This is a genomic window from Symbioplanes lichenis (assembly GCF_030709675.1).
GTDB lineage: Bacteria > Actinomycetota > Actinomycetes > Mycobacteriales > Micromonosporaceae > Actinoplanes > Actinoplanes lichenis.
Map to the genome: position 1 here is coordinate 530,781 of NZ_JAUZQD010000003.1, position 19,513 is coordinate 550,293.

14 protein-coding genes are annotated in these 19,513 nt (G+C 70.9%); all 14 read left to right on the forward strand.

Annotated features, from left to right (window positions below; translation table 11 throughout):
- Positions 1–215 precede the first annotated feature (215 nt).
- Positions 216–1,442: an inorganic phosphate transporter gene (locus RAN62_RS09530; RefSeq protein WP_305784157.1), complete on the forward strand. Its 1,227-nt coding sequence runs from the start codon at positions 216–218 to the stop codon at positions 1,440–1,442.
- A 13-nt stretch (positions 1,443–1,455) separates the two neighbouring features.
- Positions 1,456–1,755, forward strand: a complete 300-nt coding sequence (locus tag RAN62_RS09535) for a hypothetical protein (RefSeq protein WP_305784158.1) — start codon at positions 1,456–1,458, stop codon at positions 1,753–1,755.
- Between the two features lie 10 nt (positions 1,756–1,765).
- Positions 1,766–2,089 (forward strand): DUF3349 domain-containing protein, encoded by a 324-nt coding sequence (locus RAN62_RS09540; RefSeq protein WP_305784159.1) that lies wholly within the window; start codon positions 1,766–1,768, stop codon positions 2,087–2,089.
- 441 nt (positions 2,090–2,530) lie between these two features.
- Complete coding sequence (locus RAN62_RS09545; protein WP_305784160.1) at positions 2,531–4,639, forward strand: Agd3-related carbohydrate deacetylase; 2,109 nt, start codon at positions 2,531–2,533, stop codon at positions 4,637–4,639.
- Positions 4,640–5,170: 531 nt separating this feature from the next.
- Positions 5,171–7,279 (forward strand): Agd3-related carbohydrate-binding protein, encoded by a 2,109-nt coding sequence (locus RAN62_RS09550; protein WP_305784161.1) that lies wholly within the window; start codon positions 5,171–5,173, stop codon positions 7,277–7,279.
- A gap of 34 nt (positions 7,280–7,313) precedes the next feature.
- Positions 7,314–8,870, forward strand: coding sequence for a GT4 family glycosyltransferase PelF (pelF, locus tag RAN62_RS09555; RefSeq protein ID WP_305784162.1), 1,557 nt, complete (start codon positions 7,314–7,316; stop codon positions 8,868–8,870).
- Complete coding sequence (locus RAN62_RS09560) at positions 8,867–10,540, forward strand: hypothetical protein (protein WP_305784163.1); 1,674 nt, start codon at positions 8,867–8,869, stop codon at positions 10,538–10,540. The genes pelF and RAN62_RS09560 overlap by 4 nt, the downstream gene beginning before the upstream one ends.
- 18 nt (positions 10,541–10,558) lie before the next feature.
- Positions 10,559–11,287 carry a sugar phosphate nucleotidyltransferase gene (locus RAN62_RS09565; RefSeq protein WP_305784164.1) on the forward strand — a complete coding sequence of 243 codons (729 nt, stop codon included), beginning with the start codon at positions 10,559–10,561 and terminating at the stop codon, positions 11,285–11,287.
- The gene (locus RAN62_RS09570; protein ID WP_305784165.1) at positions 11,284–12,159 is read left to right on the forward strand and encodes an NAD-dependent epimerase/dehydratase family protein; all 876 of its coding nucleotides are present in this window, start codon (positions 11,284–11,286) and stop codon (positions 12,157–12,159) included. The genes RAN62_RS09565 and RAN62_RS09570 overlap by 4 nt, the downstream gene beginning before the upstream one ends.
- Complete coding sequence (locus RAN62_RS09575; protein ID WP_305784166.1) at positions 12,156–13,049, forward strand: glycoside hydrolase family 191 protein; 894 nt, start codon at positions 12,156–12,158, stop codon at positions 13,047–13,049. Before RAN62_RS09570 ends, RAN62_RS09575 begins: the two co-directional genes overlap by 4 nt.
- Positions 13,040–14,344 (forward strand): nucleotide sugar dehydrogenase, encoded by a 1,305-nt coding sequence (locus RAN62_RS09580; protein WP_305784167.1) that lies wholly within the window; start codon positions 13,040–13,042, stop codon positions 14,342–14,344. Before RAN62_RS09575 ends, RAN62_RS09580 begins: the two co-directional genes overlap by 10 nt.
- Entirely contained in the window at positions 14,341–15,288 is a 948-nt protein-coding gene (locus tag RAN62_RS09585; RefSeq protein ID WP_305784168.1) for an NAD-dependent epimerase/dehydratase family protein, read from the forward strand. Before RAN62_RS09580 ends, RAN62_RS09585 begins: the two co-directional genes overlap by 4 nt.
- Positions 15,285–15,986, forward strand: coding sequence for an endo alpha-1,4 polygalactosaminidase (locus tag RAN62_RS09590; RefSeq protein WP_305784169.1), 702 nt, complete (start codon positions 15,285–15,287; stop codon positions 15,984–15,986). The genes RAN62_RS09585 and RAN62_RS09590 overlap by 4 nt, the downstream gene beginning before the upstream one ends.
- A gap of 29 nt (positions 15,987–16,015) precedes the next feature.
- Positions 16,016–19,507 carry an NACHT domain-containing protein gene (locus RAN62_RS09595; RefSeq protein WP_305784170.1) on the forward strand — a complete coding sequence of 1,164 codons (3,492 nt, stop codon included), beginning with the start codon at positions 16,016–16,018 and terminating at the stop codon, positions 19,505–19,507.
- Positions 19,508–19,513: the final 6 nt, after the last annotated feature.

Genomic DNA, 19,513 nt, shown 5'->3' on the forward strand with positions numbered 1-19,513 from the left:
ACGTTCAGGCGATTTGTCCGCCGGGCGGCGGGCAGGTGGGGCATCATGGTCGGCGGGGCGTGCGGGCGGGGCAGCGAGGGCTGTCCATCTTTGCCGGTCGGTAAACGTGGGGGCCGGTGACCTTCTGGCGACATGTTCGCTACGGGGTGCTCAACAGCGGCGGAAGCCTGGACGGGCGTCTTTTGGCGATTGCCTGGCGGGGGCACTATCTGCATGTGACAGAGACTTCTGTGATTCTCGCCCTCGTGGTGGTCACAGCCCTCGGGTTCGACTTCACGAACGGGTTCCACGACACCGCCAACGCGATGGCCACGTCCATCGCGACCAAGGCGCTCAGGCCGAAGGTCGCCGTCGCCCTTTCCGGCATTCTCAATCTCGTCGGCGCCTTCCTCTCCGTGGAGGTGGCCCTCACCGTCTCGAACGCCGTGGTCAAGATCCAGGACAAGAGCGGCGCGCCCAAGGCGGAGCTGCTCGCGGACGGCGGGACGGCGCTGTTGCTGATCGTGCTGGCCGGGCTGGTCGGCGGCATCATCTGGAACCTGCTGACGTGGCTGCTCGGGCTGCCGTCCAGCTCGTCGCACGCGCTCTTCGGCGGGCTCATCGGCGCCACCATCGCCGGGCTGGGCTGGGCCGGGGTCAACTGGAACGGCGACGGCAGCAAGCTCGACGGGGTCATCGGCAAGGTGATCCTGCCCGCGATCATGTCGCCGGTCATCGCCGGGGTGGTCGCGGCCGTCGGCACCTGGCTGATCTATCGGATCACGGTCGGCGTGGCGGCCCGATTCACCGACAACGGGTTCCGGTGGGGGCAGATCGGCAGCGCCTCGCTCGTCTCGCTGGCCCACGGCACCAACGACGCGCAGAAGACGATGGGGGTCATCACCCTCGCGCTCATCGCGGCCGGCGACTGGGACGACACGGGCAGCATCCCGTTCTGGGTCAAGGCGGCGTGTGCGCTTGCCATCGCGGCGGGCACCTATCTGGGCGGGTGGCGCATCATCCGTACGCTCGGCAAGGGTCTGGTGGAGATCGCCCCGCCGCAGGGTCTGGCGGCCGAGTCGGCCTCCGCCGCGGTCATCCTGGCCTCGAGTCACCTCGGCTTCGCGCTGTCCACGACGCACGTCGCCACCGGCTCGATCCTCGGCTCCGGGGTCGGCAAGCCCGGCGCGCAGGTCCGCTGGCGGGTCGCCGGCCGCATGGTCGCCGCCTGGCTGATCACGCTGCCCGCCGCCGCGGTCGTCGGCGCGCTCATGTGGTGGATCGGGCACGGGCTCGGCGACGGGCTGGTGGGCTCGCTCGCCGTCTTCGTCATCCTGCTGGCGGCGGCCACGTTCATGTACCTGCGCTCGCGCCGCACGCCGGTCGACCACAACAACGTCAACGACGAGTGGGACGACGCCCGGCCCCCGGCCGACCGCGTGCCCGCCGAGTCGGCGCACTGAGAGGCGGACGGACATGCACAACCTGGGATTCGCGCTGGAAGGCGCGTGGAAGGTGCTCGCCGCGGGCCTCGTGCTCGGCGCCGGCCTGCCGGCCCTCTTCGCCCTCGGCATCCGTACGCTCGCCTGGGGCGACGGTGGCGCCGCGGAGGCCGACGCGTCCGCGGCCCCGCACGCGGCCGGCAAGGTGCTCGGCTGGGTGCTTTTCGCGGTGGTGTTGCTCGGCGTGCTGCTGGGCATCACCTTCATCGTGGCCAGCGGCCTGGGCAAGGCGCTGAGCTTCGAGCACGTGTTCCCGACGATCGTGGACAAGTGAGGGGGCGGCGATGTCCGAGCTGCGCTCCAGCTTCCTGACCCGTGCGATGGAGTGGCTGCGGGCGGGCTATCCGACCGGCGTGCCCCGGCAGGACTACGTCGCCCTGCTCGGCGTCCTGCGGCGCAAGCTGACCGAGGACGAGGTCCGCAAGATCGCCCTGTCGCTCGCCGAGCAGCAGCACGCGGCCGAGGGCGACGAGCCGATCACCCCGGCCGACATCGAGGCGATGATCAGTTCGTCGGTGCTGCAGCAGGCGAGTGCCGAGGACATCGTCCGAGTCTCGGCCCACCTGGCCGCCGGCGGCTGGCCCCTGGCCGATCCGCCGACCGAGTAATTGCCGCCCCGCCATTAAGTAATCGATATCCGCAACGCCCGGTGCCCCGGTGGTGCCGGGCGTTTGCCGTCGGCCCTCAAGGCCATTTACGGAATTGGATCGAACAAAGGTGTATTCGAGCGACCGGCGGGCAACCTCGCGCTCCGGTCGCTTCGCCGGTTACCCGGCCATCGCGGACATTCGGGCCCGTCTGAGCTGGTCCGATGGGGCCACGTGGCATTGACGAACAGTTATGGGACATCGGCCAGAATTGCTCGTCGGGCAATTTCGATCACCGATTCCGGGCGGGCTATCACCGCATTGCCGGGGCGTCAACCGGTCCGCGGGTCAGTTCCCGGACGGTTGTTCGGGGCTGATTCCGATCTCGGCATTCTGCCTAGAATCGCCGTCGGCCGGCTCCGGACGACCACGAAATTGCGAATCTCGCCGTGGAGGTGCTCGATGGCCACTGTCCATGACCCACAGAGAAGACTTCGTTCGATCCTCGCCGTGCTCTGTGCCGGCCTTCTCGCCGGGGCGGCCGCGGGCCCCGCCGGTGCCACCCCTCGCAAGTCCGGAGACGGGCCCGCCGCGCCGGTCCTCGGGCAGGCCGCGCCGGTGCGCGTCAAGCCGCCCGCGCCGCTTCCCGTCCGTACGGGGAAAGTCGCAGTGACCCGGAGCACCGCGAGAGCCGCCGCCGGGCCGACCGACCGGGTCGCCCTGCGCGCGCTGGTCATCGCCACCGACAACGCCGACTGGGGTGTGCCGACGCTGACCACGACGCTCAACCGGGTCGGCGCCGCCTACGACGTGCTCTACTCCGCGTCGAGCCCGCTGACCGCGAGCACGCTCGTGCGCGGCGACGGCGTCGGCAAGTACAACGCGATCCTGCTGACCAGCAGCATGCTCGTCTACTCGTCGGGCGGCAGCTTCATCAGCGGTCTCGACGGCGTCGAGTGGAACACCCTGTGGACCTACGAGCGGGACTACGGCGTGCGCCAGGCCGCGCTCTACACCAGCTACGGCACCTATCCCGAGGACTACTGCCTGCGGGCGGTCAGTGAGACGGCCGTCGGGGACACGCCGCTGACCGTCTCTCTGACCAGCACCGGCGCCGGCGTCTTCGACTACCTCAAGGCGACGGCCACGGTCCCGCTGGTCCAGTCGTACGTCTACCGCACCTCGATCGCGTCCGGCTGCAGCGCCACCTCGACGATGACGGCCGGCTCCGACGTGCTCGGCGTGCGCACCACGAGCACGGACGGCCGGGAGCGGCTCGCGCTGACCTTCACGAACAACGTCAACCTGCTGCAGTCCGACCTCGTCGTCCACGGGCTGATCCGGTGGGCCACCAAGGGCATGTTCCTGGGGGAGCAGCGGCATCATCTCAACGTCGACGTCGACGACTGGTTCAACAGCGCGGACCACTACTTCCCGGACGGCCACATCGAGTCCGACCCCGGCTTCCAGGTGTCCGCCCACGACGCGTACGCGCTGAACACCCGTCAGACGGCGCTGCGCACGGCCCAGCCCCTCGCCAGTACGTTCAAGCTGAACCTGGCCTACAACGGCGGCGACATCCAGTCCCCGTCGAACACCACGTGCAGTCCCAACGGCGGGATCAGCCAGCTGACGTCGACGAGCCGGTGCCTGCGCAACTCGTTCCGCTGGATCAACCACACGCTGACCCACCCGGAGCTGACGACCACCGACTACACGACCACGTACAACGAGATCAACAACAACTTCACGGCCGCGTCGGCGATCGCGCTGCCCGTGCCCACCAATGTGCTCAAGACGCCCGAGTACTCGGGGCTGGGGGTGTGGAACGACAACCCGGACGACGACACGTCGCCGCCGGTCGACCACGGCCTGGGCGCCTCGAACGTCAATCTGCTGACCGCCGCGCAGAACCTGAACATCAAGTACCTGCACGGCAACTTCTCGTTCCCCAGCCACGTGCCGGCGAACTTCAACGCCAACATCGTGCACCCGCTCAACTCCGCGGTGTCGGTGGTGCCGGACTGGCCGACGAACATCGCCTACTTCACGACCACGCCGGAGGAGGAGACCGCCTGGTACAACACGGTCTACGGACCCGGCGGCTCGATACCGACCTTCCCCACCGACCGCACGTACGCCCAGATCATCGACTTCGAGGCGAGCATCGCCCTGCAGCACGTCGCCTCGGGCAGCATCGCCACGCACACGTTCCACATCGCCAACGTGCGCGACTACAGCAGCGGCAAGTCGCTGGTCATGGACTGGGTGGAGGCCGTCGCCGCGAAGTACGCGTCCTACTACAAGACGCCTCTGCTGAACACGGACTGGCCCGCCATCGGTGCGTACACGACGCTGCGCAACGCGCACTTCGCGCAGCGGACCGCGGGGGTGGACCCGGTCTACGACAGGTCCGCGGGCACGGTGACGGTGAGGTCGCCGCTGGCCGGCACGGTGCAGCTCAGCGGGGTCAACACCGCGGCGAGCACCACGTACGGCAGTGACCGCACCGCCCCGGTGACCCTCGCGGCGAATGCGCCTGTGACGGTGACCGCGGCACCGCGGCTCTGAGAATGGCCGCGGGGTTCGCCCGGCGCCCGAGGAGCGCCGGGCGAATCCGCGCCTTCGTTTTGTGCGGCCTGTGCGCACAGCGAACGAATTCCCACTTGAATAGACGCCGGTGAAACAAACGGTACGTATTTGCCCCCATGGATGTACAGCCGGTGTTGATCCGACAGCGCGGCGTGGCCGGACGGCGTCGGTTCGTGCGCGAGCGGCGGATCCGCGCGGACCGCCTGCTTCGGCCGTAAGGGGGGCCAATGTGGACATTGTGCCGGCCCGGGGAGATCAACGAGGGGCGCGGTTTATTAACGGTGCATTATGCGTCATTCACTGGAATTGCTCGTCAGGTTCTTTCGATCAAGCGCAACAAGCGCGGGCTATCACTGCGTATCGGGTGCGTCAACCGGTCCATGGGTCAGTCTGCGGACGGTTGTTCGGGGCTGAAAGCGATCTTTCGCTTCTGCTTAGAATCGCCGTCGGCCAGCTCCGGATGACCACAGAATTCTCCAGTCCCATCGAATCTCACCGTGGAGGTGCTCGGTGGCAACTGTCCGTGTCGCACGACGACGACTTCGCCTGATCCTCGCCGCGCTCGGCGCCGGTGTGCTCGTGCTCGCCGCGCCCGCCGCGGCCGGCGCCGCACCCCATGAGCCGGGTGCGGGGTCCGGGGCCCCCATCCTCGGTCAGGTCGCCCGCCCCCAGGTCAAGCCGCCGGCGCCCCTGCCCGTGCGCACCGGCTCAGTGCCCGTCACCGGCACCCGGGCGAAGGCCGCGGCCGGCCTCAACGACCGGGTCGCCCTGCGGGCGCTCGTCATCGCCACCGATGCCGCCGACTGGGGCGTGCCGACGCTGACCACGACGCTCAACCGGGTCGGCGCCGCCTACGACGTGCTCTACTCCGCCGACACCGCGCTCACCAGCGCCACGCTCGTCCGCTCCGACGGCGTCGGCAAGTACAACGCGATCCTGCTGACCAGCAGCATGCTCGTCTACTCCTCGAACGGCAGCTTCCTGTCCGGCCTCGACGGCACCGAGTGGAACACGCTGTGGAACTACGAGCGCAACTTCGGCGTACGCCAGGCCGCGCTCTCCACCAGTTACGGCACCTATCCCGAGGACTACTGCCTGCGATCCGTCAGCGAGGGCGCGGTCGGGGACACGCCGCTGAACGTCTCGCTGACCAGCGCCGGCGCGGCCGTCTTCGACTATCTCCAGGCGGCCGCGACCATCCCGGTCGTGCAGTCGTACGTCTACCGGACCTCGATCGCGCCCGGCTGCAGCGCCACCGCGACGATGACCGCCGGCACCGACGTGCTGGGCGTGCGGACCACGAGCACGGACAACCGGGAACGGCTCGCGGTGACCTTCAGCAACAACGTCAACCTGCTGCAGTCCGACCTCGTCGTCTACGGGCTGGTCCGGTGGGCGACCAAGGGCATGTTCCTCGGTGAGCAACGGCACTACCTCAACGTCGACGTCGACGACTGGTTCAACAACGCGGACCACCGCTTCCCGGACGGCCACATCGAGACCGACCCCGGCTTCCAGGTCTCCGCGCACGACGCGTACGCGTTGAAGACCCGGCAGGACGCGCTGCGTACGGCCCAGCCGCAGGCCGCCGCGTTCACGCTCAACCTGGCCTACAACGGCGCGGACATCCAGCCCGGCTCGACCACCGCCTGCAGCCCGGACGGCGGCATTGACCAGCTGACGTCGACGAGCCGGTGCCTCAAGGACGACTTCCGGTGGATCAACCACACGCTGAGCCACCCGGAGCTCAACGTCACCGACTACGCGACCACGTACGCCGAGATCGCCGACAACTTCTCGGCCGCGGCGGGCATCGGGCTGACCGTGCCGGGCGACGTGCTCAAGACGCCCGAGTACTCCGGCCTCGGCGTCTACAGCAACGACCCGGACGACGACACGTCGCCGCCGATCGACCACGGTCTCGGCGCGTCGAACACGAACCTGCTGACCGCCGCGCAGGACCTCGGCGTCAAGTACCTGCACGGCAACTTCTCGTTCCCCAGCCACGTGCCGGCGAACTTCAACGCGAACATCGTGCACCCGCTCAACTCCGCGGTGTCGGTGGTGCCGGACTGGCCGACCAACATCGCCTACCACGTGACCACGCCCGAGGAGGAGACGTCCTGGTACAACTCGATCTACGGACCCAGCGGCTCGCTCCCGACGTTCCCGACCGACCGCACGTACGCCCAGATCGTCGACTACGAGGCGAACGTCGCCCTGCAGCATGTCGCCGCGGGCAGCATCGCCACGCACACGTTCCACATCGCCAACGTGCGGGACTACGGCAACGGCCGGTCCCTGGTCATGGACTGGGCGGAAAGCGTCGCCGGCAAGTACGCGTCGTACTACTCGACGCCTCTGCTCAATGTGAACTGGTCCGCCCTCGGCGCGTACACGACGCTGCGCAACGCGCACTTCGCGCAGCGGGCGGCCGGGGTGGACCCGGTCTACGACAGGTCCACGGGCACGGTCACGGTGACCTCGCCCGCGGCCGGCACGGTCCAGCTCAGCGGCATCAACACCGCGGACAGCACCACGTACGGCAGTGACCGCTCCGGCCCGGTCACCCTCGCGGCGAACACGCCCGTGACGGTGACCGCGGCCCCGCGGCTCTGAGTGAAGCAGAAACGCCGGGGGAGGCGAAGGACAGGTGCGGATCGCACTGGTGTCGGAGGGTACCTACCCGTACGCGATGGGTGGGGTGAGCGTCTGGTGCGAGCAGCTCATCCGGGGCATCCCGGAGTACCGCTGGGAGGTCGTCGCCCTCACCGTCGACGGCAGTGAGCGACCTGTCTTCGTCCCCCCGGACAACCTCGACCGGGTGCGCCCGATCCCGTTGTGGGGCGGCAAGCCCGCGGGCGCCCGCCCCGCCCGGACCGGTTACCGGCCGGGGCCCGCGTTCACCGAGTCGTACGAGGTGTTCCTGCGCGCCCTGATCACCCCGGTCGAGAGCACCAACTCGGTGCAGGGCAACGTGAGCCGCAGCCTGTTCCTGCTGGCCCTGCGCGGGCTGTTCGAGTACGCCGCCGACGGGGGCGACCTGAGCGCGGCGCTGGTCTCCAACGACGCGCTGACCATGACCCTCGACGCGTGGCGCGAGCTGCGCGTCGAGGAGAACGGCCCGGTGCCGACCGTGGCCGACGCGATCCAGGCGGCGTGGCTCATCGAGCACATGCTGCGCCCGCTCAGCGCCCCGCCCGTACGCGCCGACGTGGTGCACTCGTCGATGAACGGCCTGTCCACGCTGGTCGGCATGGCCGCCAAGTGGGCCCACGGCACGCCGCTGGTGATGAGCGAGCACGGCATCTACCTGCGCGAACGCTACATCGCCTACCTGGCCGAGGACGCCTCGCACGCGGTCCGGGTGCTGGCGCTGAGCTTCTTCCGGTCGCTGGCCGGCGCCGCCTATCTGATCACCGACGTGCTGGCGCCGCACTCCGCGTACAACCGGCGCTGGCAGCTGCACAACGGCGCCGACCCGGACCGGATGTGGACCATGTACAACGGCGTCGAACCGGCCGAGTTCCCGGCCGCGACCAGCGAGCCCGAGGTCCCCACGATCTCGTTCATGGGCCGGATCGACCCGCTCAAGGACCTGCACACGCTGATCCGGGCGTTCGCCGTGGTGCGCAAGGAGATGCCCGAGGCGCGGCTGCGGATCTTCGGGGGCACGCCGGCCGTGAACCGCATCTACCACGAGTCCTGCGAGCAGCTCATCGCCGAGCTGGGACTGACCGGCGCCGCCGTGCTCGAGGGGCGGGTCGCCAACGCGGTGGACGCCTACCACGCGGGCAGCCTGGTCGCGCTCACGAGCATCTCGGAGGGGTTCCCGTACACCGTGGTCGAGGCGATGGCCTGCGGGCGGCCGACGGTCTGCACCAATGTCGGCGGCGTGGCCGAGGCGGTCGGGGACACCGGTTTCGTGGTGGCGCCGCGCGACCACGTCGCGGTGGCCGAGGCGTGCCTCAAGCTGCTGCGCGACGACGAGCTGCGGCTGCGGCTGGGCTACGCCGCGCGCGCCCGCGTGCTGGAGCACTTCACCCTGAGCCAGTCGCTGCAGATGTACCGCAACGTCTACGAGGGCCTCGTGACGCCGCTGCCGGCGCCCGAGCCCGCCGCGCCCCTGCCCGGCGCGAGCCACCTGCCCGTGCTGCGGCCGGCCTATCCCGGCCTGCGCCACTCCCGTGTCTACGGGAGCCGGCGATGAGCGTCGAGGAGAACGAGGCGGAGGCGACCCAGGTCATCCTGCCGGGCGAGGCCACCCAGGTGATCATCCCCGGGGACCGGACCCAGCGGATCATCCCGGGCGAGTTCACGCAGGTCATCGAGCCCGGCGACCGCACCACGCGGATCCGGATCGAGACCGGCGTCCCGGACTCGACCGCAACGCCGCACCAGCGCCGGGGCCGCCGGAGCAGCATGCCCGGGCCCGCCCGCCCGCCGGGAGCGCCCGACGGCCCGCAGATCGTCACGCCGGGCGTCTCCGCCGACCCGCTCGACGCGCTGGTCGACCGGATGCGCCCCAAGCTGGCCAAGGCGGTCGACGGCCTGCAGGTCGCCGCGGCGCTGGAGGCCGAGGGGCTGACCGACCGGATCGCCCGCGTGGGGTACGGCTTCAGCGACGTCTTCGCCCTGGCCCTCGAGGTCTACCGCCGGCTCGGCCCGCCGTCGCCGGACCGGCCGGCGCCGCTGCTGCCCGGGCGGAACTGGCAGGAGAGCCTGCGGGTGGTGTCGCACGGCCCCCTGTACGCGCTGCCGGGCTTCGTGTTCCCGGCCGTGCTCGTGGTGCTGGACCCGCGCGCCGTCGTGCTCGCGGTCTCCGTGGCGGGCGCGCTCGGCTGGATCTACGCGGGGACGGCCGCCTTCGCCGCGTACAAGCTGCTCGGGTCGTACCGGCCCCGGTCCGCCGCCCGGCTGCTGATGTGGTCGGCCCTGGTGTCCCCGCTCGTGGGCGCCCTCGCCGGACTGGTCGTGATGCTCTGCACGAGCGGCGGCTGGGGCCTGATCCCGCTCGCCGTGGGACAGCTCGCCTATCAACTGGCGGCGACGGTCTTCATGTTCTACCGCCGCGAGGGACTGCAGGTGGCGCTCATGGTGCCCGCGGTGGTCGGCGGGGTGGCGTACCTGGTGCTCGGCTCGGAGGCCAGACAAGTCGCCATCGGGACCGCCGTCGTGGGCGTCAGCGCGGCCTTCGCCGTGTCGCTGTGGCTCACCCGGGGCCGCGGCGAGGACGGCGAGCCGCCGATGCTCCCGCTGCTGCGGCACCGGGCCGCGGGGCTGGGCGGCGTCACCGCGTACGGGGCGTTCTCCGCCGTGCTGCTGCTGCACGCGGAGGCGCCGTACCTGCCCGTCCGGCTCGATCTGGCGGTCGCGGTGGCGCCGCTCATCCTGTCGATGGGGTTCGTCGAGTGGCGGGCCGAGGGCTTCCGGGCGCAGGCCGTCCTGCTCACCCACCGCCACCACGCCCCGTCGGTCTTCCAGCAGGCGCTGTGGCGGTCCATCCGGCTCGAGACCTTGTACTGCCTGGTCGTCCCGTCGGTGCTCGGCCTGCTGCTGGTGGCCGGTCTCGGCGTCCTCGGCCGGCTGACGCCCGAGGGCCTGTTCCTCATCGCCGCCCACGTCGCCCTGGCCGGGGCCTACTACGTGGCCTTCCTGCTCGCCGGGTTCGAGCGCTTCGGGCTGCTCTGCGGCGCGATGGCGGCCGCGCTCGCGCTGCACCTCGGCGTGGGCGCCGCGCTCGGTGCCGCGCCGCTGTTCGGCATGACCGGCGCGCCCGTGACCGACACGACGCTCTATCTCGTCAGCGTCCTCACGCTGCACGTCCTGTTCCTGATCGGCCTGTCCCGCCACGTGGGCCAGGTCCGCCACTACCGGTAGTTCACTGGAGGGGGAGCCATGCACGCGGTGATACTCGCCGGCGGCAAGGGGGTGCGGCTGCGGCCGTACACCACGACGCTGCCCAAGCCGCTCATGCCCATCGGCGACAAGCACGCGATCCTCGAGATCGTCCTGGATCAGCTCGCCACCAGCGGGTTCACCTCGGTGACCCTGGCCATCAACCACCTCGGCCCGCTCATCCGCGCGTTCGTCGGCGACGGCGCCCGCTGGGGGCTCGACGTCGGCTATGTCGAGGAGGACCGGCCGCTGTCGACCGTCGGGCCGCTCTTCGGGCTCAAGGACCGGCTGCCCGAGGACTTCCTCGTCATGAACGGCGACATCCTGACCGACCTCGACTACGCCGACCTGCTGCACCGGCACGTCATGGCGGGCAGCGCGCTCACCGTCGCCATCGCCGAGCGGGTCCACAAGGTGGAGTTCGGGGTCCTCGACGTCGAGGCGTCGCGCATCGTCGGGTTCCGCGAGAAGCCGGACCTGCGCTACCGCGTCAGCATGGGCGTGTACGGGATGTCGAGGCGCACGCTGGCCCCGTACCCGCCGGGGTTGTGCTTCGGGTTCGACCAGCTCGTGCTCGACCTGCTCGATCGGGGCGCCTACCCGGCCACGTATCCGTTCGCGGGGTTCTGGCTCGACATCGGGCGCCCGGAGGACTACGACGAGGCGAACCGGAGCTTCGACGAGATCCGGCCCCGGCTGCTGCGGGAACGGGCCGGTGAACCGGTGTGAAGACCGTTCTCTTCGGGGCGTCCGGGTTCATCGGGCGGCACGTGCGCGAGGTGCTGGCGCAGGAGGGTGACGTCGTCACGCCCGGCCGGGCGCGCCACGACCTCATCGCCGGGGACCACGACTCGCTGGTGGCGCTCTTCCGGTCGGAGCGGCCGGACGCGGTCGTGAGCTGCGTGGGCGCGCTGGGCGGGTCGGACGAGTCCCTGCTGCGGGCCAACGCCCTGGTCGCGGCCAAGCTGGTGGCCGCGGTGGCGGAGGCGGTGCCCGGCGCGCGGGTGGTCCGGCTGGGCTCCGCCGGCGAGTACGGGATCGTGCCCCACGGTCACGCGGTGCGCGAGGACGACCGCCTGGAACCCGTCGGGGCGTACGGGATCAGCCATGTCGCCGGCACGCAGTTGTTCACGCTCGCCGGTTCCTCGGGGCGGGCGGACACGGTGACGGTGCGCGTGTTCAACCCGATCGGGGCGGGGCAGCCGGCCGAGAACGTGCTCGGGCGCGCGGCCTATCGGATCCGGGAGGCCCTGGGCACGGGGGCCACCGACATCACTCTGGGTCCCCTCGGCGCGTATCGGGATTTCGTCGACGTGCGGGACGTGGCGTCGCTGATCCGCGCGGCCGTCACGGCGTCCACGGTGACGCACCGGGTGTACAACGCGGGCAGCGGGCGGGCGGTGACCGTACGGGAGGCTGTGGGGTTGCTCGCTCGTCAGGCCGGTTGGTCCGGGACCGTGCACGAGGCCGGGACCGGGCCGCAGCGCTCGGCGGCGGTGGACTGGATCCAGGCCGACATCGCGCGGGCGGGGGCCGACTTCGGCTGGAAGCCCGCGCACGACCTGGTCGCCTCGGTGGCCGCGATCTGGGCCGCGGGGTGATCCGCCGGGCCCTCCTCGCCGCCGTGGTGCTGCTGACGGCCTGTTCCTCCGCGCCCCCGGCGCCGGTCGGCCCGCTGCGCTCGTGGGCCTATCAGCTGCAGGGCTACGCCGGCGGGAAGCTCGACCAGCTCGCGGCCGGCGACTGGCAGCTCGTGGTGGTCGACCTGGCCCGCGACGCGCACGACGACTGGTTCAGCCGCGACGAGATCGCCTCGGTGCGGGCGACCGGCAAGAAGGTGCTCGCCTACTTCGAGATCGGGAGCATCGAGGACTTCCGCCCCGAGTATCCCGGCCTGCGGTCGGGGGCCGCCGACCTGATCGCCAACGAATGGCCGGACTGGCCGGGGGAGTACTTCGTCCGCTACTACGACGAGCGCTGGTGGGACCTGGTCGTGCGGCCGCGCGTCGACCGGGCCCTGAAGGCCGGGTTCGACGGCGTGTACCTGGACACCCCGCTGGCGTACGAGGAGATCGATCTGTCCTTCACGCCGGGGCGCGACCGGGACGCGCTGGCGGCGGACATGGCTCACCTCATCGAACGGATCAGCGGGTACGCCAAGGAGCGCCGGCCCGGCTTCCTGATCGTGCCGCAGAACTCGCCCGAGCTGCGGCACCAGAGGGGATACACGAAGGCGATCGACGGGATTGGCATGGAGGAACTCTTCTACCAGGCCACCGACGAGCGCTGCACCGAGGACTACTGCGCGGAGAACCTCGCCGAGACCCGCGCGCTGCGCGACGCCGGCAAGTTCGTGCTCAGCGTCGACTACGCGACCCGGCCGGCGGACGTCCGCGCGGCCTGCTCGCACTACCGCACCGAACGGTTCGCCGGCACGGTCACCGTGCGCGCCCTGGACCGTCCCTCATCCAAGGAGCAGCTATGCCATTGACCATCGGAGTGGTCGGTCTCGGCTACGTCGGCCTGACCCTGACCGCGGCGCTCGCCGATCGCGGCTTCACCGTGCACGGAGCGGACGTGTCGCCCCGGGTGATCGAGACCCTCGGCCAGGGGCGCTCGCACATCTTCGAGCCCGGCGTTTCCTCCGTTTTCGCGTCCAAGATCGGGTCCTCCGTCTTCGTGGCGGCGGAGTTGCCGCGCGACACCGTCGACGTCGCGGTGATCAGTGTGTCCACGCCGGTGGACGAGGCGACGCGGCGACCCAATCTGGCCAATCTCGCGGCGGCGGCCCGGTCGGTGGCGGCGACGTGCCGGCCGGGGACGCTCGTCGTCGTGCGCAGCACCGTGCCGATCGGCACCAGCCGGGCCGTCGTGCTGCCCGAGCTGCGGGCGGCGTGGGGGGACGACGTCAAGCTGGTCATGGCGCCCGAGCGGACGATCCAGGGGCAGGCGCTGCGGGAGCTGGTCGAGCTGCCGCAGGTGATCGGGGGGCTCGACGCCGCGAGTCTGGCGACGGCGGTGGAGTTCTTCAGCGGGCTCGCGCAGACCGTGGTCGAGGTGTCGAGCCTCGAGGCGGCCGAGATGGTCAAGCTTGCGAACAACTGCCACACCGACCTGATCTACTCGTACGGGAACGAGCTCGCTCTGGTCGCGGAGCAGCACCGGCTGGATCCGCTCGAGGTGATCCGCGCGGCCAACCTGGACTATCCGCGACCCGATCTGGCCAAGCCGGGATACGTGGGCGGCGGCTGCCTGTCCAAGGACCCGTACATCATGCTCGACAGCTCGGGGGACTACGAGCCGTTCCTGGTCGGGCGGGCGCGGGCGCTCAACGAGTTCCTGCCGGTGCACGTGGCCGAGACCGTCGTGGGGCTGCTGGCCTCGTCCCGGGGCGAGACGCGCGGGCTGCGGCTGGCGGTGCTCGGGTGGGCGTACAAGGGCTGGCCGCCCACCGACGACATGCGGGGCACGCCGATCGCGGACATGATGCCGGTCTTCTCGGCCGCGGGCATCACGGTCACCGGGCACGACCCGATGGTCAGCGACGCGGTCATCCGCCAGTACGGCGGGGAGCCGATCAGCCTCGACAAGGCGTTCGCCGACAGCGACGCCGTGCTGGTCATCAACGACCACCCGGACTACCGGGCGCTGGCCGTGACCACCCTGCTCGGCTCGCACCGGCCGGACCTGATCTTCGACTCGTGGCGGATCCTCGACGAGTCCGCGATCACGGGGCTCGGGATCCGATACGCGGGGCTGGGATACCTTCCGGCGGTGCCCGCATGAGATCACTGCTGCTCGGTGGCGCCGGCTTCATCGGACTGCACCTCGCCCGGCGGCTGCTGGCCGACGGGCACGAGGTCACGATCGTCGACGACTTCTCGCGGGGGCGCAACGACTTCCAGCTGGACGTCGAGCTCATCTCCGCGGATCTGACGGACCCTGCCTCGTACGCGGCCCTGCCGCACGGGTGGGACCAGATCTATCTGCTCGCGGCGGTCGTCGGGGTGCGCAACGTCGAACGGGATCCCGCCCGGGTCGTCCGGGTCAACACGCTGTCCGCGCTGCACCTGCTCGACTGGGTCGCCCCGGGGGAACGGGTCTTCTTCGCGTCCACGAGCGAGGTCTACGCGGGGGGTGTCGACGCGGGCGTGGTCCCGGTGCCCACCGGCGAGGACGTGCCCACGATGATCTCGGACGTGACGGCGCCGCGGTTCGCGTACGCGGTCAGCAAGCTCCTCGGCGAAGCCGCGTTCCTGCACACCGCGCGGGCGCGGGGCTTCGAGGCCGTGGTGGGCCGGTTCCACAACGTCTACGGGCCGCGGATGGGCGCCGACCACGTCATCCCCGAGATGGCGTTGCGGGCCCGGGCCGGCGAGAGCCCGTTCCGGGTGCCCGGGGCCGACCAGTACCGGGCCTTCTGCCACGTGGACGACGCGGTGGAGGCGATCGTGCGGCTGATGGCCGTGCCCGAGGCGGCCGGGCAGATCGTGCACATCGGCAACGACCGGGAGGAGACGCTCATTCTTGACCTCGCCAAGGCTGTCTTGGCCGTGGCCGGTGCGGCGTCCGCTCTGGATCCGCAGCCCGCACCGGCGGGATCCGTCCACCGCCGCTGCCCCGACCTGACCAAGCTGCGCGCCCTCACCGGTTACGAGCCCAAGGTCTCGCTCGAGGACGGGGTGCGCTCCACCTTCGACTGGTACGCCGAGCACGGGAGGCCGGCATGAATCTCGACGAACGCCCGCCCATCTGCTTCTACTACGGCAACGGTCACCTGGTCGACCTCGCGGAGTACCCGCGCGTGGTCCTGCAGCCCGACTTCTACTCCGCCGCCGAGCTGGCCTATCTCAAGGGCCGCGGCGTGCAGACCCTCGCCTACCTGACCCTCTCGGAGGACCAGGGCCCGCCCGCGGTCTGGCAGCGCCCCGAGCGCAACCCCGACTGGGGCGGCGCCTTCGTCCAGGTCGGCCACCCCGACTGGGTCGCCCACGTGGTCGCCCAGGCCAAGGCCGCCCTGGCCGCGGGCTTCGACGGCCTCTTCCTCGACACCCTCAACGTCGAGCTCACCTATCCCGAGGACGTCCCGCACCTGCTCACCCTGGTCGCCGCCCTGCGCACCGAGGCCCAGCCGGCCTACATGCTGGCCAACCGCGGCTTCGGCATGCTGCCCCGCTTGGCCGAGCTGGTCGACGGCGTGGTCTTCGAGTCCTTCTCGGCCCGCTGGACCGAGGAGGGCTACGCGCCGTGGCCGCCCGACGTGCTCGAGTTCCACGCGCAGATCGCCGAGCAGCTGCTGGGGTTGCAACTGGACCTGTTCGCGTTGGACTATGCGGACGACCCCGGGCTGACGGACTTCGCGATCCGGCGGGCCCGGCAGTTCGGCATGCAGTGCGTGGTGAGCGACCGGGCCCTGTCCCGCGTCTGACGTTCTTTCCGGAAGGTGCGGCGGGCAGCATGGCTGTGGTGGAGACCGGGACACTCGTCAAGCTGCTCGCCGTGGGGGCTCGGCCCGCTGCCGAGCGGTTGAAGCGGCGGGAGTCGGTCGTGGCGGTGCTGCGGCGGCTGAAGCTGGCGCCGGAGCAGCCGCCGGGGGACTTCGACGGCGTCTACACGTACGCCATCGTGGAATTTTGTTACGGGAAGCCGGAGCCGGTCGTCCGGCTGTTCCGCTACGAGTATGTGCGCGCGGCGTTCCGGAAGGCGTTCGAGAGCGGCGACGAGGCGCATCTGCGGCGCGAGGTCGACGAGATCCTGCGGTGGAACGACGAGACCGGCGAGCTGGGGCGCATCGACTACAACCTGGCGCTGGAGCTGACCGGCTTCCGGGTGGTCTTCGAGGAGCTGGTCGATCGGACGCGCAGTGCCGCGCAGACGCGCCTGGAACGCCGGGTGGGGGACGTCCAGCGGGCGATGACGGACATGGCGCAGCTGCTCGGGCGGATGACGACCCCTGAGGAGATCATCCGGTACGCGACCCGCGACGCCCCGCCCGCCGTGCAGCTCGCGGGTCAGGTGCGCGAGTGGTTCGCCGCCGTGGAGTACCGCATCACCTCCGTGGTCAGTGCCGGGCCGGACGAGTTCGTGTGGCTGGTGCGGGTGCCGGCGCGCCGGGGCTACGACACGGTGGTCGTGCGGGGGGTCGGCGGCGAGTTGAGCGCACCGGACATGGCGCGCATGAGCGAACTGCTCGTTTCGTCATCGGCGACCGAGGCGTGGGCCGTGGCGCCGCAGCGGATCAGCCCGGCCGCCCGTTCCCTGGCTTCTTCCCTGCCCGGGGTGTTCTGCTACACGTTCGACGAGCTGATCGACGAGCGGGCGGACTTCTCGCCGTACCTGGAATGGCTGGAGGCCGAGGTGCGCACGCGACGCCTCGCCTCGCGCTACGTGCCGCTCAGCTGCGCGAAGGAGGAGGTCGACAGCCGGACCCGGCAGGTGGCGGCGACCAGCGTCTACCCGTGGAACGAGGGCGGGCTCGACGGCTACGTGAGCCGGTGGCTGGACGACGACAGCAAGGAGCACCTGTCGATCCTGGGCGAGTTCGGGACCGGGAAGAGCTGGTTCTGCCTGCACTTCGCGTGGACGCTGGCGCTCCAGTGGCGGGCCGCGCGTGACGCCGGCCGCAAACGCCCCCGGCTGCCGCTGGTCGTGCCGCTGCGCGACTACGCCAAGGCGGTGTCGGTGGAGTCGCTGTTCTCGGAGTTCTTCTTCCGCAAGCACGAGATCCTGCCCGACGGCTATCGTGTGTTCGAAACGCTCAACCGGCTCGGGCGACTGCTGCTCGTCTTCGACGGTTTCGACGAGATGGCCGCCCGGGTCGACCGGCAGGCGATGATCAACAACTTCTGGGAGCTGGCGCGGGCGGTCGTACCCGGGTCGAAGGTGCTCCTGACCTGCCGCACCGAGCACTTCCCGGAGGCGCGGGAGGGCCGCAACGTGCTGGGCGCCCGGCTGGCGGCGTCGACGTCCGCGCTGACCGGGGAGCCGCCGCAGTTCGAGGTGGTCGAGCTGCGGCCCTTCGACGACGAGCAGATCGGCCGCCTGCTCGGACCGCTGGCCGGGACGGTCGCCGCGCATCCGGGGCTCATGGACCTGATGCGCCGGCCGGTCATGTCCGAGCTCGCCCTGGCGGCGCTGCCCGAGATCGCGCAAGGCGCCAAGGTGGATCTCGCGCGGGTCTATCTGTACGCGGTGCGGCAGAAGATCGACGCGGACATCCGGGCCGAGCGAACGTTCACCTCGCTCGCCGACAAAGTGTTCTTCCTGTGCGAGCTGTCCTGGCACATGCTGGCCGAGTCGGTCATGACGATCAACTACCGGGAGATCCCGGACCGGATCCGGGCGTCGTTCGGGGCGGTGGTGCGCGAGCAGCGGGACCTCGACCACTGGCACTACGACATGATGGGCCAGACGCTGCTGGTGCGGGACGCGGAGGGGAACTACTCGCCGGCGCACCGGTCGCTGCTGGAGTTCTTCGCCGCGTACAAGCTGGTGGCGTCGCTCGGGGTGATGGACGACGACTTCCTGGCGCTGATGGGCGGGGAGGTGGCGCGGCTCGCGCAGCCGGACGTGCTGACCGCCTTCCGCTTCTCCCGGGCCCTCGCCGACCTGGCCGCGCCGATGGTGGCCGGCGGCGCGCTGCCCCGGCTGATCGACCGGCTCGCCGCGAACCGCGACGACGTGGCCGGCGCGAACCTGATCGAGCTGATCGGTGCCGTCGACCCGGCCGGGCTCGAGGGGGCGCGCCTGGACGAGGCCGGGCTGGCCGCCGCCGACCTCGCCGCGCGGGGGATGAGCCTCGCCGGCACCTCGCTGCGCCACGCGCACCTGGCCGCCGCCCGCCTCGACGGCGTGACGCTGGCCGGCGCCGACCTCACCGGCGCGGACCTGACAGGCGCGGACGGGACAGGCCACGCCCGGAACGCGGTGGCCTATTTCTGCGAGGAGACCGGGGCCGAACGGTACCTCCTGACCCGGCGCGACGAGATCTTCCACCGGCGCCCGGACGGACCGGTGCGGGTCTACGCCACACCGGACCGGATTCTGCGCGTCCGGGCGTTCCGCGACGGGCGGCTGCTGATCATGCCGGACGGCGACACGCGCGGCTGCGTCGTGCTCGACCCGCGGACAGGGGAGTGCACGGAGGAGCACACCGGGGTCCGCTGGGCCGAGGCCGTGGACATCGCCGGGCGGGACTTCCTGGTGCTCGAGCGGGCCGGCCGCGACGAGGTCACCCTCGAGTTCCTGGACCATCCCTCCGGGGCCCCGGTGACCACGTGCACGCTGCCCTATCCCGAGATCTCGCACGGCCCGGACGGCCGGGGCCGCATGATCGCCTACGCCTACCGGCCGGGCACTGCCGGAGTGCCCTGGCAGGGCGAGCTGGTGGAGTTCTTCCTCACCCCGGAGGGAGTTCCGCAGTACCGGCAGCGGTACGACGTGCCGATCGACGAGACCACGGAGCTGTTCGGACCCTTCCGGCCGGGCACCCTGCTCCTGATCCGGCGGGCCCGCTACGGGACGACCGTCCTCGATCTCGCGGACCTGGACACCGGGCACACCCGGTCGCTCGGCATCCCGTGGGACTTCTGGACGTCGCAGTGGCGGTGGGGCCGGCGGCTGCGATCGTGCGCGGTCAACGAGCGGGGCACGCATGCCGTGGTGCTGCGGGACAAGCGCATCAGCGTGGTCGCGCTGGACGACCGGACACGGCCGAGCTTCACGGTGGACGGTGTGCCGGACTTCACCGACTACACGATTCCGCCGGGGACGGACCAGCTGGTGGTCGCGGACGCGTACGGGCGGATCCTGACGTTCGACCTGCTGACCGGCGAGCTGCTGGACGAGGTGTCGTGGACGTCCGTCGTGCGGGGCGCGGTCCTGGATGGAGTCACCGGTGTCGATGCGGCCGTGCTGGCCGCGCTCGGGCGCAGCGGGGCCGTTCTTTAAGAATTC